The organism is Roseburia zhanii (assembly GCF_014287635.1).
Lineage (GTDB): Bacteria > Bacillota > Clostridia > Lachnospirales > Lachnospiraceae > Roseburia_B > Roseburia_B zhanii.
Window position 1 is genome coordinate 32,828 of the sequence record NZ_JACOPH010000005.1, and the last position, 17,294, is coordinate 50,121.

At 40.4% G+C, this 17,294-nt stretch carries 13 protein-coding genes; 2 read left to right on the forward strand and 11 right to left on the reverse strand.

The window, feature by feature from the left end; all coding sequences use genetic code 11:
- Positions 1-118 precede the first annotated feature (118 nt).
- The 7 genes from pfkB to H8S17_RS07735 all read right to left on the reverse strand — a co-directional run bounded on the left by pfkB (position 119) and on the right by H8S17_RS07735 (position 11,194).
- Positions 119-1,045, reverse strand: a complete 927-nt coding sequence (pfkB, locus tag H8S17_RS07705) for a 1-phosphofructokinase (protein WP_186866849.1) — start codon at positions 1,043-1,045, stop codon at positions 119-121.
- Between the two features lie 4 nt (positions 1,046-1,049).
- The gene (locus H8S17_RS07710; protein ID WP_186866850.1) at positions 1,050-1,796 is read right to left on the reverse strand and encodes a hypothetical protein; all 747 of its coding nucleotides are present in this window, start codon (positions 1,794-1,796) and stop codon (positions 1,050-1,052) included.
- Between the two features lie 20 nt (positions 1,797-1,816).
- The gene (locus H8S17_RS07715) at positions 1,817-3,454 is read right to left on the reverse strand and encodes a CvpA family protein (RefSeq protein WP_186866851.1); all 1,638 of its coding nucleotides are present in this window, start codon (positions 3,452-3,454) and stop codon (positions 1,817-1,819) included.
- Positions 3,455-3,494: 40 nt separating this feature from the next.
- Positions 3,495-6,194, reverse strand: coding sequence for a translation factor GTPase family protein (locus H8S17_RS07720; RefSeq protein ID WP_186866966.1), 2,700 nt, complete (start codon positions 6,192-6,194; stop codon positions 3,495-3,497).
- A gap of 29 nt (positions 6,195-6,223) precedes the next feature.
- Positions 6,224-8,833 carry a sensor domain-containing protein gene (locus H8S17_RS07725; protein WP_243238009.1) on the reverse strand — a complete coding sequence of 870 codons (2,610 nt, stop codon included), beginning with the start codon at positions 8,831-8,833 and terminating at the stop codon, positions 6,224-6,226.
- Positions 8,834-8,896: 63 nt separating this feature from the next.
- Entirely contained in the window at positions 8,897-10,387 is a 1,491-nt protein-coding gene (locus H8S17_RS07730) for a TRM11 family SAM-dependent methyltransferase (RefSeq protein WP_186866852.1), read from the reverse strand.
- 93 nt (positions 10,388-10,480) lie between these two features.
- The gene (locus tag H8S17_RS07735; RefSeq protein ID WP_186866853.1) at positions 10,481-11,194 is read right to left on the reverse strand and encodes a peptidoglycan recognition protein family protein; all 714 of its coding nucleotides are present in this window, start codon (positions 11,192-11,194) and stop codon (positions 10,481-10,483) included.
- A 180-nt stretch (positions 11,195-11,374) separates the two neighbouring features.
- On the opposite strand from H8S17_RS07735, the gene H8S17_RS07740 reads away from it, so the two are divergent.
- Positions 11,375-11,521 (forward strand): hypothetical protein, encoded by a 147-nt coding sequence (locus tag H8S17_RS07740; RefSeq protein WP_178051212.1) that lies wholly within the window; start codon positions 11,375-11,377, stop codon positions 11,519-11,521.
- Between the two features lie 5 nt (positions 11,522-11,526).
- Here the strand turns inward: H8S17_RS07740 and H8S17_RS07745 are convergent, their stop codons facing one another.
- The 4 genes from H8S17_RS07745 to H8S17_RS07760 form a co-directional block, all read right to left on the reverse strand.
- Positions 11,527-12,501 carry a DHH family phosphoesterase gene (locus H8S17_RS07745; RefSeq protein ID WP_186866854.1) on the reverse strand — a complete coding sequence of 325 codons (975 nt, stop codon included), beginning with the start codon at positions 12,499-12,501 and terminating at the stop codon, positions 11,527-11,529.
- A gap of 74 nt (positions 12,502-12,575) precedes the next feature.
- Positions 12,576-14,453: an ABC transporter ATP-binding protein gene (locus H8S17_RS07750; protein WP_186866855.1), complete on the reverse strand. Its 1,878-nt coding sequence runs from the start codon at positions 14,451-14,453 to the stop codon at positions 12,576-12,578.
- Positions 14,453-16,204 (reverse strand): ABC transporter ATP-binding protein, encoded by a 1,752-nt coding sequence (locus tag H8S17_RS07755; protein WP_186866856.1) that lies wholly within the window; start codon positions 16,202-16,204, stop codon positions 14,453-14,455. Before H8S17_RS07755 ends, H8S17_RS07750 begins: the two co-directional genes overlap by 1 nt.
- A gap of 3 nt (positions 16,205-16,207) precedes the next feature.
- Entirely contained in the window at positions 16,208-16,651 is a 444-nt protein-coding gene (locus H8S17_RS07760; RefSeq protein ID WP_186866857.1) for a MarR family winged helix-turn-helix transcriptional regulator, read from the reverse strand.
- Positions 16,652-16,853: 202 nt separating this feature from the next.
- On the opposite strand from H8S17_RS07760, the gene H8S17_RS07765 reads away from it, so the two are divergent.
- Positions 16,854-17,231 (forward strand): metal-dependent transcriptional regulator, encoded by a 378-nt coding sequence (locus H8S17_RS07765; protein WP_186866858.1) that lies wholly within the window; start codon positions 16,854-16,856, stop codon positions 17,229-17,231.
- Positions 17,232-17,294 lie beyond the last annotated feature (63 nt).

Consider the following 17,294-nt stretch of genomic DNA (forward strand, 5'->3'; position numbering starts at 1 on the left):
GCATGTTCTCCTTTTCGCCTGCCATTGCGTTATCTTTCTTCAATGACTAAACTTACACTTTTTTCTTAGTATTTACCGGAAATCCCAAAATATACGCAGCTATTTTATGTCCTCACTTTTACCCATAAAACTTCTGCAAGATCGCCTCTATTGTTTCACGATCCGGTGGATTGGTTCCTGCTGTTACGACTGCACCTGCGGAAACTGCCATCGCTAACTGTACCATCTTTTGCATAGGCAGTTTCTTTTCCTTGGCATAAACTAATGCTGCTGCCATTGCATCCCCTGCCCCTACGGTGGAATGGACTTCTACCGCTAATGCATTCTGGTATACCAGCTTTTCTTCACCGGCATCAGCAAAGACTGCACCACGACTGCCCTGCGAAACGACAACCGTTTCTATTCCTATATCTGACAGGCGTTTTGTAAGCTGCAGGATCTCCTCTTGCGATAATTCCCTACGGATGCCAAAATATTCTGCTAATTCCGCTTCGTTTGGTTTTATCATATCCGGAACTGCTTTGATTGCTTCGATCAGTGCCCTTCCATCAGCATCAACAAATACTTTTGCACCTTTTTGATGCACTTTTGTTATGATACGTGCATAGATATCCACATCTACACCTTCCGGAATACTGCCGGATAACACAAACCAGACATCCTTCGTGGCATACTGTTCGATCTTTTCTAACAGTTCTTCCACTTTTTCCCTGGCAACTGTCATTCCGGGCTCATTTAATTCTGTTAAAGTGCCGTCTAATTCCATCAATTTGAAATTTGTCCTCGTAATTCCTTCACAGGATATGAAATCGGTCTGTATCTGTTCTGCACTTAAGACATCTAAGATAATATCACTCCCTGCTTTACCTAAAAAACCGGTTGCAATGGAAGTTTCTCCTAACTTTTTCAATGCCTTAGACACGTTGATACCTTTTCCTCCGGCATCTGTCACCGGATATCCGATACGGTTTAATTTTCCCGGACAAAAATGATCGACCTCTACCGTTTTATCGATCGCAGGATTCATCGTTACTGTTATGATCATCTTTTTACTCCTCTGTATAGATCAAATACTGTTTATGGTTCTTATTAAGATAGGATCTGTGGCTCTCTAACTTATCTCTCTGCCGTGGTGTCAATTCTCCTAAGGCTGACAGATATTCATATGCCTGTTTCTTATTCTGATATTCGATCAAAAACATTTTCTTATTATATTCTTCTGCAACTTCCCGTCTGCGTGCTTCATCTGTCTGACCTTTCAGTACCCGAAAAACAATCGTTCCTAATGACCTTGCATCTTCTAACGGATCAAATTCATGCACAAATGTGATCTGACAGATATAAGCATATTTTTCAAGGCTGATATCATATTTCATCGACAGTTCTTTTGGCAGGAATTGGATCGCATCGCAGAATGTCCATGCTAAAAGGCTCTGCGATACAAATTTTTTGAGCAGGTCTTCATCCTGCTTACCAAAAGATATATAATACTCTGGCTGATATTTTTCATGGCAGTCAAATAATTCCTTTGTTACCTGCTCCATTGTCTTTCCCTTTTGCTGCAGCAATCCTTCACTATATCCTATATAATCTAACTGTTCCTGCCAGAGTTTTACCTCATCACTATACCAGATCAGTGCATCATAAGTTCCGATTTCTTTTTCCCCCAGACGATAACTGACTCCGATCGCGATCGGTACATTGTGTCTGCTGATACGCTCATTGCAAAATTCCAGATCAAAATATGCCACGACCGTATCTTGTATTGTATTCTTAAAATCCATTTTTTCTGTCATTTTCCTAATTACCTTTTCCACTATCTGATCGACATGACTGTACAGATCCCGGTTTCTGCCATCTCATATTCAAACGAGATCTTGTCCTGTTCTTTATATTTTACAATATCGACCAATGTTGTGTCTGCTACATTTACATCGAATATCTCGTCAGATTCTTTCAGACAGATATAATAATGGGTATTTCCATCAATCACAACCGGTGCGATCGATGTGATCGTTCCGCTGATACTTTCAAAAACTCCGCTTTCTGCACTTTTGGTAATGCCATTTGTCACTAAAAGTTTCACATATGCTTTTTCACACTCCGCAACGGTATCTCCGATCGCTACCCACTGATATTTCTGCACATTGACCATCGCATATTTTTTAACTAAGCCGGCTCCGTCTTTTAATGCCATAAAATAGGTAGGTTCTCCTGATATATTAAGCAGTAATGGGAATGTTGCCTGATATCCTAAGTTCTGTACCTGACCTTCTGCGGAGGACATTGCCGAATCCTCGATTGCACCCTCTACAGTATAAAACTTTGTTTCCATTGTTCTCTGGTTCATTAACACAAATCCGACATTCGACTGATCTCCGCTGACCGATGTCACACCTGTATATACCCAGACATCATCATCTAAAGCAATATAATTGTAACCGTTTGTCGCCTGCAGACAGTCTTTCTGTCCTAAAATGCTGTTAAAATATCCATGTTTTAGTGTTCCATAATAATCATAAAGCTGTGTCAAAAGTTCTGCAGAGTATACTTTGTCCACCCATGTCGGGATATTGTCAACATTGTATTCCACGCACTCTCCGGTGACAGCATTGCAAAGTACCGCCTTACCGACAGTCTGACCGCCAAATAAACCTATGTTAAATTTTTTCACAGGACATACCCAGTATGGTGTGCCTTCTTCATCGATCTCAAAAAAGATCTGGTCATCAAAAATATAGGTCGGGTAATGGAAACGCAGATGTCTGTAAATGTTCCGGTTAAAATATTCGGATTTTGAATAACGGATCTCATCTGTCAGCTTGACACATTCTGTATCCTGTGTTGCCATATCGATCATAATATATGCCGGTATTCCCTTACCCTGATTGGTCAGCCACTTGATCCCATTTGCATAAACTAATGGTGTGACGCGTACCGGTCTGTCCTTATAATTGATCTGTGTATAATCATTTCCGACTTCAAACTGGGAAACCATATCCACCATACTGCCCATCTTCCGGTTTCCTAATAATTCTGCGGAACTTTTATCTAATAATGGGATCGTATTAAAACTTACTTCTTCAATATCCGATGAAAAATCTCCATCTTCCACTGTAAGCAGTTTCTGGTATTTTGCTGCATTTACGATCGGAGACGACAAGATCGCACCTGCCGCATAAATAACTGCAAGCACTCCGAATAGAATAATCCCTGCTTTTACAAGGTTTAGCTGTTTCCATATTTCTTTAAACTTAAAGCTCTGTCCTTTTTTTAATTCCTTTTTGGATTTTGCTAATGCATATGCTGCGATCAGGACTAACAGAAAAACTAACAGAAACTGCCAGAAGCCCTGTGAATGGATATTAAATGCCGGAAGCGTGATATAGTAATAAATGCCTGTAGCAAGTAATACTGCTAATACGATCAGTATTTTTCTGCCTGTTTTTTTCATAATATTTCCTCTCTTTCATTGTTTGATATTATTGTAACTATTACTCGATATTTTTCAACTGCTCTGCAACTTCTTTGGAAATATCGTCTAACAGGTACTTCCGTCCTGTAGGCGTATCTGTCATATGCTGTTCTTTCATCTGCTCTTTTACAATGCAGATTTCCTCTGCAAATTCCTGTGCAGATAATAACTGACAGCCTGCCCCTCGGATAATGATCTGTTCTAATCCATCTGAAGTTGCAACTGTCACATGATATTTCCTGCCATGCTCATGTGCAAATTTTTCAATATAGGCATCTGCTGTTTCTGCCTCTTTTGTATAGACTACATGAATATTATGATAATCTAAAATCTCTGTTTTATGCCTTGCCACACGATAAGCGTCAAAAACTGCGATCAGTTCACATTTTTTCATTCCCTGATAGTCGCATAAGATATCGAGCAGTCTGCCTCGTGCCCCATCCATATTGACTTTTGACAATTCTTCGAGTTCTTTCCATGCATGGATAATATTATAACCATCCACTAACAGATAGGCATCTTTCCTGTCTTCTTTTTTTGCCGGACGGTATACCATATCTTCTGCTCTTGCAGATACGATACGTTTGCTTGTCTTATACCCTTTCTTTGGGATTGACTTATCACGCTTATTTGCATCAAATGTCTTTGCTAAGATCGCATCTACTTCTTCTACTGCAAGAAATTCCTCTTCGCGATGAGAAGATACCGGATATCGGATCTGATCTGTCTGTTTCTCTGTACCACTCTTTTTTAAAATACTTTCTACATGCATATATTCAGGTACTTTATCCCATTCCACGATAAAACCTGCACCATGTGCACAAAATACTGATCCTGTAGGGTTTAATAAATCTGCCTCCGGATCATATGCTGCTGCCTCTATCACTTCATTTGGATTATGACAGACATCATAACCACCATAGCTTAAAAACAGTTTCCCTTCTCCTGCTGTATAAGCAGTTACTTCTTTTACATATTCTGAAAGTACCGCCACCGGTGCCTTCCCCGTCAAAACAGCCTTTCCTTCCTGTATAAACGGGCCTTCCATTGCAGCGTGCATCAGTTCTAAATCAGTCATTGCCTTTCCGATCGCACTCTCCGGCACCTCTAGGCGGTACTCATAATACGGTTCTAGTAAAACAGAATGTGCACGCATAAGTCCCTGTCTGACTGCCCGATAGGTTGCCTGTCTGAAATCTCCGCCTTCGGTATGTTTCTGGTGTGCCCTTCCTGCAGCTAATGTGATTTTAATATCCGTAACTGCCGCACCGGTAAGTACACCTAAATGCTGTTTTTCTTCTAAATGTGTTAAGATCAGCCTCTGCCAGTTCTTATCTAACACATCTTCACTGCAATTAGTGGTACATACCACTCCGCTTCCCCGTTCTCCCGGTTCTAACAGAAGATGCACTTCTGCATAGTGGCGTAATGGTTCAAAATGTCCGACTCCCTCTACGGTATCTGCGATCGTTTCCTTATATAAAATATGTCCGGTATCAAAAGCCACTTCCACACCAAATCTGTCATAGATCTGTCTTTTTAAAACTTCTGTCTGCACTTCTCCCATCACCTGCAGCAAGATTTCCTGATGTACTTCGTTCCAGACAAGATGAAGCATCGGATCTTCTTCCTCTAACTGCCGTAATTTTAAAAGCATCTGCACCGCATTACACTCTTCCGGCAGAATCATCCGGTAAGTTAACACCGGCTCTAAGATCTGCTCTGTTTCTGTCTGCTCACTTCCTAAGCCTTCCCCTGCATAAGTATTACTTAATCCTGTGACGGCACAGATAGTTCCGGCAGATACCATCGGTACAGTTTCGTATTTTTCTCCTGAATAAATACGGATCTGATTAACTTTTTCTTCCCAGATCTCCCTTTCACCGAGCTGCTCTGTGTTGGCATTACTAAGCAGATCTTTCACGCTAAGACTTCCTCCGGTCACTTTTAAATAAGTCAGCCTGTTGCCATCTGCATCTCTTGCGATCTTAAATACTCTTGCGCCAAATTCTTTTCCATATTCTTTTTCTGCCGTAAATGCAGAAAATCCATGCAGGAATTCTTCCACTCCGGTCAGTTTTAATGCCGAGCCAAAATAGCAGGGAAAGATCTTCCTCTCTTTGATCATGCATTGCATCGTATCTAATGCGATCGTTTCGCTTTCTAGGAACTGTTCTAAAGCCGCCTCATCACACATGGCTGCTTCTTCATAAAATGCCCTGCTGTCTGTATCTGTAAAAGCTATACAATTATCGGAAAGCTGCTGTTTTAATTCAAAAAGGCAATGTGCCGCATCTGTTCCCGGCTGATCCATTTTATTGATAAATAAAAATACCGGAATTTGATATTTTTCTAATAAATGCCACAAAGTTCTGGTATGTCCCTGAATGCCATCTGCACCACTGATCACTAAGATGGCGTAATCTAAGACCTGCAGTGTCCGTTCCATTTCTGCAGAAAAGTCCACATGTCCGGGCGTATCTAATAATGTAACTGTCATTCCATCGAATGTTAAGACTGCCTGCTTGGAAAAAATGGTGATCCCGCGTTCCCTTTCCATCGCATTTGTATCCAGAAAAGCATCCTGCTTATCCACTCTCCCTAAATTTCTGATCATGCCCCCAGTATACAAAAGTCCCTCGGATAGTGTTGTCTTACCTGCATCTACATGTGCAAGCAGACCTGCACATATCTGCTTTACATGTTTATCTTCTGCCATATCTTTCAATGCAAATGCTCCTTTCGGGTTTACACGTATTTCTCTTCAAACAGTTCCGCCTGCATCGGTCTGTCATAATAAAATCCTTGGATCTGCTGAATCCGCATCTTAGAAAGTGCTTCATACTGTTCTTTTGTTTCAACACCTTCTACGCAGACGATCACACCGATCGTTGCTGCTAATTCGGCTACCATTTTTACAAAAGATTCTGAAAATTCATCTTTTCCTATATCAATGATAAAGCAGCGGTCGATCTTGATGATATCTAATGGCATTTCACGGATATGATTTAAGGAAGAATAACCTGTTCCAAAATCATCTAATGCCACACGCACGCCAAGTTGTTTGATCTCTGCTAAGATCTGCTTCATACGTGTCATATCATTGACTGCAAGTCCTTCTGTTACTTCCAATACAAGATTGTGCGGTATGATCCTGTTTTCTTCAACTACCTTTTTGATCTTATCTACAATATCATTCTGCAATAACTGTACGACCGATAAATTGACATTTACCTGATAATCCGGATGTCCCATATCATTCCAGTATTTTAAATGGCGGCAGGCTTCTTCTAAGACAAAATCTCCGATCGGATGTATCAGTCCTAAATATTCTGCTAACGGGATAAATTCTGTCGGTGAGATCAGCCCCATGCCTTCTGATTTCCAACGGATCAAGGCTTCTGCACCCTGACATTCTCCGTCCACGCCCACGATCGGCTGAAAGAAAACCGTAAATTCTTTGCAGGCATCTAATGTGGCACTACGCATTTTATTTTCCAGATCCAGCCGCTTGATCGAGGTCGATTCGATCGTTTCATCATAATATTCGATCCGGTTCTTTCCGGTCTTTTTTGCCTGATACATGGCAATATCCGCTTTGCGTATCAGTTCATCTACCCTGTCACCATCCATCGGGAAGCAGACCACACCCATACTCATTGTACAATAATAATCTCTGCCTTTTAAAAACCATGGCTTCATAAAGATACCGCGGATCTCCTCTAAGATATTTTTTAACATATTGTACTGTGAATGTGTGACAATGATGATAAACTCATCCCCGCCCATACGGTAACAGGTGCTTTCAATCCCCGGTATCCTCTGCAGGTTGTGGGAAACCGCCTGCAAAAGCACATCTCCGTACTGATGTCCAAGTCCATCATTGATATGTTTAAAATCATCAAGGTCAATATATAATAAAGCTCCCTGTCCACCGATCTCTTTCGTCTGTTTTATGAAATGCTGCAAGTCATGTTCACAACGCATACGGTTATAAAGACCTGTCAGGAAATCATTATTCGCCTGACGCTCTACTTTCTGCTGATACAGTTTCTTATCTGTCACTTCGTAAATCGTATAAAGTACAACGGTTCTTCCATCTACCCACTGGATCTTCGAACTGCGTACGTCAAACCAGCGACTGCTGTCTGGTACATAATATTCAGTATAAGCACATCCTCCTTTTAAGATACGCATCAGTTCTTCTTCTTTTTCTTCTGTCGGGAAAAATTCATGGAATGACTGGTTCGCATAGAGAATCTTATTCTCTTTCGGGTCCCATACATAAATCCCACAGCCCACATTTTCTAAGATGGCATCCAAAGAAGCATAGGAACTTGCTAATGAATTCTGGGCAATCCGCTTTGTCAGGACACTCTGGATGATACGTTTGACATCATTTACAAATTTGATCTCATCCATGCTCCAGTTCCGCTTTTCTGACCGCTCACAGAAACTTAAATACATTTCCGTGTGGCCATTTACTTCGATCGGAAGATATATGGCTGCCTGTATAGCTTCTTTTGCAAAGAATTGTTTAAATGCTGCTTTTAAAACAGTATCCGAAGATATCATATAAGGCTTTCCTGTAAAATACGGACAGTCCTCAGCTGCACCGATCTTTTCTTTTTTGATACGTTTGCTTTCTGTATCTTTGGAATTTTCATAAGTACAGATGATCTCAAGAGTATCATCTTCTTTATTTTTCCGGATAAGTTCCGCATCGGTCAAACTTAAATACCCACAGGTTTCCTTTAAGATTTCTTCCACGGTCACAATAAAACTTTCTTCAGATTCTAACATACGGACAATATTTGTCATTGTAAGACTCCGTTTTAGTTCTGTCTCCATGATCCGTTCAGAATCCCTGCTCTTGCGGAATTCTTTCATCAGCATCAGCTCACCTAATTTTGCGGAAAAATACTGTCTTGATATCGTATCTAAAAGCTCTAGGGATTTATAATAATGTTCTTCCGTTGTCGTCATGATACCAGCCGGAATCTCATCGTCTGCCTGCATCTTTTCCCTTAAGAAACCGATCACGATCCATACTGCTTTCGTCTTGTCACTAAGCCTGATAGCAAGTCCACAGACTTTTGCATATGGGCAGTCCGTAGTCTGTTCTAATACATTCTCAATCCCATCCCCTAACAGGCTGTGCCAGAAATCTTCATATCCCTTTGTCCCTAGCTGTTCCCTGATAAATTTCCAGTCTTCTTCTGATCCATATGCCTTTGTCACAGCTTCTTTTGTCTGTCCCATGCATACAGCATATACATGATCTGCGCCGCAGAACGCATCCTGCAGCATCTGCATCATTTCTTTATCTAATATCTCCCCATCATAGTTTTCATTCATATCCATTCCCACCTTTTTTTGCCAATACTGTAACCTTTCAGTACCCTCATAGTTATCCAATACCTATCTATTTCTAAGTCCGATAATATATAAATAAAACTGCTCTTTTTCGATGATCAGATATTCCTGATATAATTTATATTCCGGATGCAGTCTTAATTGTTTTTTGATAAAACCATTTTCGTTCGAATATAAAACCATCACACCGCCCGGTGCTAATATTTCTTTCGATTTATCAAAAAATCTCTTATAAAACAGATCCTGTTCTTCCTTTGTCTTTTTTCCCCGTACAGGAAGATTCGTAATGATCTCATCAAACAGATATTTATGTTTAAAATCCATATAATCCCTGTGGATGAAATTCACCAGAAGTCCTGCCGCATCCGCATTGATCCTCGCTTTTTCGATTGCTTCTCCGAAAATATCAATCCCATAGATCTCTCTTGCTTTTACAAGTTCATTCCGCTCGATCAACATGGTTCCGACACCACAGCAGGGATCCAGAATCTGTGCATTGTCTTTTAAATATGGCTTTGCAAGTTCTACAAGCAATGCTGCCGCTGATGAACGGATAGAAGCGGAAATACTCTCTTTCCGGTAAGCAAACCGCTCCATCGGTATGGTATACATTTTTAAAAATACAAATATTTTCCGGTCTTTATTAAAAAACAGACGGATCTCAAATTCGTATTCATCTTTTGCATTGAGCAGTTTCCTTCCGCTTTCTTCCTCTATAATGGCTGCTGCCCGCTTGATGTAACGGCTACGTTCTTCTAAGGATAGGCCACCTTTGATATCGATCCTGAAATAATATGGTGCCGGTTCTTTATGGGATACCTGTAATATCTGATATAATTTCGACTCTGCAACTGCTTTTGCAAAGGCTTCCGGTCCATCTTCATAGTGGATTTCTTTTTTTAAGGCAATCGGAAATAAAAGTTCCCGGAATGTCCTGATTTTGCAGATTTCCCTTAAATTGTCCACAACCGCTTTTACACCTAAGGAAGTGACTGCTTTTTTATCTGCATGGACTTTCTCTGCTGTCAGATCTGCATATGCCTGATTGGTTGTAAGCAGGATCGTATATTTCTGATCCCATCCGGTAAATGTATGGATAACTTCTTTTCCTTCTTTCCGCAGAATACGTTCTAATACGTGCAGTTCCTCTCGGATATGTTTCTTATCCTGTTCTTCGGCTTCTTTTTCACATAAGGCTTCATACCGTTCCCTCAGTTTCTCTAAATACGGATATGCGTTCGTATCTTCTAGTGCTTTTAGCAATGTTCCTCGTACAAAAAGTGTCTGTTCTTTCTGATATGCTAAAAATAATGCATCTGACAATTCTGTCAGTTCTAAATCCCCGATCAATGCTGCTGTATTTTTACGCACTTTCGCATCTTCTGACATAAGAAGTGGTCTTAACACCTCTCCATCTCCTATCAGATCTGCCGCTCTGCTGTAATTTTCATCTTCTTTGATAGCTGCACGCAGTCCGCTCAACGCTGCCCGTACATCCTTCTGCTGTCTGATCTGTTCAAAAAGTCCGTCTATCATATTCTTCCTTTCTTTCAGCCATATCTTATGTAATTTATTTTACTTTATTTTGTATGCTTTGACAAGATAAGCCTGCAAACCGTAAGCACATGATCACGTTCCGTTTTTTTCAATATAAGCACTGATATCTGCTTTCATCTGCTCCCATGCAGATGGATTTTCCACATAATATTTCGGACAGTCCTTGCCTGTCACATCATAATGCCGGATCACATCATCAATCGTAAGGTCATATCTTCCTATCAGCCATGCCGTAAGATGCAGCAGAGTATCATAAGTTGCATCCGTAAATCTGCCTGTTTCATCCGGTATGCAGCATTCAATGGCTATCGTATCGGCGTTTCTGTCATTCGATGCATAGGCAATTTCATTGCACGGTATGCACTGTACGATCTCGCCATCTATGCCGATCACAAAATGACTGCTCGCAGAAGTTTCCCCTGAAAGACTGAGTCCTTCAAAATAATCTCTGTTCTGTTTTGCTGTTGTCCCCGGATTTGCTGTATAGTGTATCACAATTCCATTGACCTGCTCTAATGCAATCCCCGGTCTTGAATAGGGATTCACTGTCAGAAGATCTACGGTATATTCCGGTGGATCAGCAACTTTTTTCTCATCTTCCACATATTCCTGCACAACAGGTTCTGCTGCTTGTCCTGCCCTGACTGTCTTTACGATCCTTTCGACTGTAATACCGGCGATCAGCACAAGCACTACGACCAATGCCATCCGTATGTACATTCTCTGTTTGTATCTTTTCCGCTTTAATGCGCGGGCGCCTGCCCTTCTTTTGTCTGTGTTATTCATGGGGTATCCTTTTGTATCATGTATCTCTCATTTGCTTATAACTTATCATATCACAAAACTATTTGAATAGTGAAAAAACTACACACAATTTTTCACATTTTTCACATTTTTTACAATCCCATGGTTCTATTTTTTCATTTGCAGCATATAATAAAAGCACCCCCAGAAAGGAGATGCTTTATGATGTCAGCAGAAACAATATTACCTGAAAACGAAATCGCAGGTTATGAAATCCTGCTCGAAGCTTACGCATGTTACTGTAAACAGGCTGAACTTGAACAAAAAACTCCGATATCTTTTCTCAGTTATATTGCCGCACTCTTTTAACGGTATTATAACGTCTTTATTTCTTCCAGAATTCTTTCCTGTGCCACATTTATCAATTCTTCGGCACATCCACTCTTATCCGTAAATGGGATAAATCCTCCAGCCATTGCGGCATGACCGCCTCCGTTACCAAATCCCTTTAATGCCCTGCTGATGATCTTGCCTGCATCATGCACGCCTTCTTCACTTCGGACAGATAATTTGATTCCATTGTGCTGTATCGCATAAACAACAGAAAAATCTACTTCCACTAATGCTAACATAAAATCCGACACACTTGCGATCAGCGCTTCCGGACAATTCTCGCCTGTACTTGTAAAGCTGACCGTTCCATATACTTTGATATTCTCGATCGCTCTTGAATATGCCATCAGATCTTCAAAGTACAATTCACGGTTTTCAAGCATCTGTATCATACCCTGATCACTCATATCATACATCCGGTACAACATTTCCATATCTTTCTTACAGGTTCCTCTCGAAAGCCGGTCTGTATCGCTGCGGATTCCATAACTCAATGCCGTTGCAGTCCTTGTATCCATCGGGATGCTGCTTTCAAAAAAATATTCTGCGATCATCGTCGCACATGCACCATATTCCGGTCTTATATCTGCATATCTGTATTCTGCTTTTTCATAAGTCGGATGATGGTCAATACAGATGATCTCTGTTCCGGTCATATCAATGATGTTCGAATTGCCCTTTTGCGCATCTACTAAAATGACTTCGTCATCTTCTTCTAAATCTGCCTCGATCTTTTCTAAGTTCTCTAAATGTATCTCTAATAATTCGATCAGCTTTAAGGTATTATATCTGTCAATCTTGCCTTTGTAGCAGATAGTTGCGTCAATATTCTTATGGGCTAACAGCTTCTGAAGCCCGAAAGCACTTGAGATAGCATCCGGATCCGGAAAATTGTGCGTCTGTATGTATACATGGCTGCACTTGATATGTGCAATGACTTCATCTATTTTTTTCATTCATAAGCTCCTCTGTATCAAACTAAGCATAAGTGTACTACCTTTTTCTGATTTGCGCAACATTGTTCACCATTCTAATTTCCCGTATAAAGCTGATAATATTTTCCTTTTTCTAAAAGCAGTTGCTCATGTGTGCCTTTTTCAATGATGCATCCATTCTCTAAAACTACGATACAATCACTATTTTTTACTGTGGAAAGTCTGTGTGCGATAACAAATGTCGTTCTGCCTTCCATCAGCTTATCCATACCATCCTGAACGATCTTCTCTGTTCTTGTATCGATCGAACTTGTTGCTTCGTCAAGGATCAGCACCGGTGGATCAGCAACGGCTGCCCTCGCGATCGATAAAAGCTGTCTCTGTCCCTGGCTAAGGCTTGCACCATCTCCATGCAAAACAGTCTGATAGCCATCCGGTAAACGACGGATAAAACTGTCTGCATTCGCAAGTTTTGCGGCTGCAATGACTTCTTCATCGGTCGCATCTAATCTTCCATAACGGATATTTTCCATAACGGTATTCGTAAATAAATGCGTATCCTGTAAAACCATGCCAAGCGAACGTCTTAAATCTTCCTTTTTGATCTTATTGATGTTAATCCCATCATAGCGGACTTTACCATCGGAAATATCATAGAAACGGTTGATCAGGTTTGTGATTGTTGTCTTTCCTGCTCCGGTAGAACCTACAAAGGCAATTTTTTGTCCCGGTTTGGCATAGAGTTTCACATGATGGAGTACGATCTTATCTTCTGTATAGCCAAAATCCACATCATCTAATACTACATCCCCCATCAGACGGATATAGTCTGTTTTACCGGTTTCCTTATGATAATGTTTCCATGCCCAGATTCCGGTACGTTCCTTTGTTTCTACAAGACCTGCCTCTGTTTCTTTGACATTGCAGAGCGCAACATAGCCATCGTCTGTTTCGGTTTCTTCATCTAACAGTTCAAATATTCTTCCTGCTCCGGCTAAAGCCATAATGATACTGTTTACCTGCTGGCTGACCTGATTGATCGGCATATTAAAACTCCTGTTAAACGTTAGAAAACTTGCCAGTCCACCGATTGTAAAACCGGAAACATGATTTAATGCCAATGCTCCACCGACTAAGGCACACAGCACATAACTGATATTTCCGATCTGTGCATTGATCGGACCTAAGATATTTGCATATTTATTTGCCTGATAAGCGCTGTCAAACAGTTCTTCATTTAATTCTTCAAACTTCTGCATACTTTCCTGTTCATGGCAGAATACTTTGACTACTTTCTGTCCTTCCATCATTTCTTCAATGTAGCCGTTGACAGTACCGATATTTTTCTGCTGTGCCACGAAATAGCTTCCACTGAGTCCTGCTGCTTTTTTCGTTGCATACAGCATGATTGCTACCATACATAATGTCACAACCGTAAGCGGTACATTTAACATGATCATGCTGACTAATACCGATACGATCGTGATCGCACTTGATAAAAGCTGCGGCATACTCTGGCTGATCATCTGGCGTAAAGTATCAATATCATTTGTATAAACTGACATGATATTTCCATGGGAATGTGTATCAAAATATCTGATCGGCAGTTTTTCCATATGTGCAAACATATCATCACGGAGCTGGCGTAAAGTTCCCTGTGTGACATTTACCATGATCCGGTTATATGCATAAGTTGCAGCCACTCCGATGGCATAAAATCCGCCTACTTTTATGATCGCATGGATCAGGTTTGAAAAATCGGGGACATCATGCCCGATAAGCGGTATGATATACACATCGATCAATGTCTTTAAAAACATGGTTCCCTGCACATTTGCCAATACGCTGATAAAAATACAGACTACGACTGCAATACAGGATATACGATACTTTTTCATAACATAGGAAAGCAGTCTTTTCAAAAGTTTTCCGGGATTTTCGATCTTCATTTTTCCTCTGACTGGTGCCGGCATTATAACTCACCTCCGTTTTCATCAAAATCACCGCTTCCACCCATCTGTGATCCATAAACATCACGATAGATCTCGTTTGAAGCTAATAATTCTTCATGTGTGCCAAATCCATTGACTTTTCCATCATCCATAACAATGATCTTATCTGCATTCTGGATACTTGAGATTCTCTGTGCGATGATCAGTTTCGTTGTACCAGGAATTTCTTTTGCAAAGGCTTCTCTGATTTTTGCATCAGTTGCTGTATCTACGGCACTGGTGCTGTCATCTAATACCAGGATCTTTGGTTTCTTTAATAGTGCCCTTGCAATACATAAACGCTGTTTCTGACCACCGGAAACATTACTTCCTCCCTGTTCGATATATGTATCGTACTTATCCGGCATCTTCTGGATAAATTCATCTGCACAGGCAAGACGGCAGGCATATTCACATTCTTCCCTTGTTGCATTTTTATCTCCCCAGCGAAGATTTTCTAAGATTGTTCCGCTGAATAAGACATTTTTCTGCAATACGACTGCGACCTCGTTTCTGAGCGTTTCAAGATCATAACCTCTGACATCTTTGCCACCGACTTTCACGCAGCCTTCGGTCACGTCATACAGACGGCTGATCAGATTGACAAGACTCGTCTTTGCACTTCCGGTCCCGCCGATGATCCCGATCGTTTCGCCGGAATGTATCGTAAGGTTAATATCTGTAAGAACTGCCTTTTCTTTTTCTTTCTGATATCCAAAAGACACATGCTCAAATTCAATACTTCCATCCGGTACGACGGTATCTGCATCTTTAGGATTTGTAAGATCAGCTTTTTCATTTAACACTTCTGCAATACGTTCTCCACTTGCAATACTAAGTGTTACCATAACAAATACCATGGAAAGCATCATAAGGCTCATTAAGATATTCATGCAGTATGTCAAAAGACTCATCAGTTCACCTGTAGTCAGTGTACTGCTTACAATCATTTTTGCTCCAAGATAACTGATCCCAAGAATACATGCATAGACGGTGAACTGCATGACCGGTGCATTAAATGCGATCAATGATTCTGCTTTTACAAACATGCGGTATACATTGCTGCTTGCTGCATGAAACCGGCTGGTTTCGTAATCTTCCCTTACAAATGCCTTAACCACGCGGATACCTGTTACATTTTCCTGTACACTCGCATTTAATTCATCATACTTCCGGAATACCGTATCAAAATATTTCATTGTCTTTTTGATGATTGCAAATAAAATCCCACCTAAAAATAAGACAGCCACTAAATAGACGGTTGCTATTTTTGCATTGATAAAATAAGCCATGATCAGTGCACAGATCAGACTTGCCGGTGCACGCATACACATACGCAGGATCATCTGATAAGCATTCTGGATATTCGTGACATCTGTTGTCATTCGTGTTACTAATCCCGCTGTACTGAATTTGTCAATATTGGAAAAGGAAAATGTCTGGATATTTTCATACATGGCATTCCTCAGATTCTTTGCAAATCCTGCAGATGCCTTTGCCCCATATTTTCCACCCATAATACCTGCAAACAGACCGATGGCTGCCATAACGACCATGATCGCTCCCATTTTGTAAATGTGATGGATATCTCCTTTTTCTACACCATTGTCTACGATAGATGCCATAAGTAACGGTATAAATGTTTCCATAATGACTTCTAAGATCATATACGCCGGTGTTTTTAAGGAATCTTTCTTATATTCCTTAATCTGTGCCATAAGTGTCTTTAGCATAAATCATGCCTCCTTCAAATTTGATTTTATTTTATCTAACAATCGGAAAAATTCTTCTTTTTCTTCTTTGGAAAGATCTTTTTCTAACTGCTCATGGAACCGATCGATTTCTGAACGTACCCGTTTCTGCAGCTTACGTGCCTTTTCTGTCAGTTCGATCTTTTTTAACCGTGCATCTTTTTCGATCTGTGTGCGCCGGATATAGCCCCGCTGTTCTAGTCCCTGTAACATGACTGTTGCACTTGACCTTCTGATATTAAACTCCTCCTCGATATCCTTCTGAAAAATATCCTGTGTTTCCTCATGATCCATAATATAGCCCATCATCGCATTCTGTGCACCTGTCAGTCCATCAAATTCCGGTGACGAAAATGTCGTATCTAATTTTCTGCGTATCATATTTGATAAGCATTTGATCTCAAATCCGATTGCTCTCTGCTGCTTCAAAATCGTTCTCCTTCTTTTGTTAGTTTTCTAACTTGTTTGTTAGGTAACTAACAATATTGTACTCAGTTTTCTTAAAAATGCAAGTATTATTTCCGTATTTTTTTCCGATAAGACATGAAGTGAAATATTACTTTCTTTTTAAAAAAACTGTGCTATAATAAATGTAGTATGCGATAAAATAGAATTGAGGGGGCATTATTATATGAATATAAATGAATCTGCTGAAAATTACTTAGAAACTATTCTCGTCTTAAGCAAACGGCTTCCTGTCGTTCGTTCGGTAGATATTGCTGTTGAAATGAATTTCAAAAAATCAAGTATCAGTGTTGCCATGAAAAACCTGCGTGAAAACGGATACATCACAGTCAGTGATGCCGGTTTTATCACTTTAACAGACAAGGGACATGAAATTGCCGACATGATCTATGAACGCCACACATTTCTTTCCGAATGGCTGATGGCTCTTGGCATTTGTGAAGAAACGGCTGTCGAAGATGCCTGCCGTATGGAGCATGTGATCAGTCCTGACAGCTTTGCCGCTATTAAGAAATATGTTGCCGATTCCGGTTTAAAAAAATAACAATAATATTTATCATCAATTAATAAAACAGCCGGTATTGTCAGATGTATCTGATCGATCACA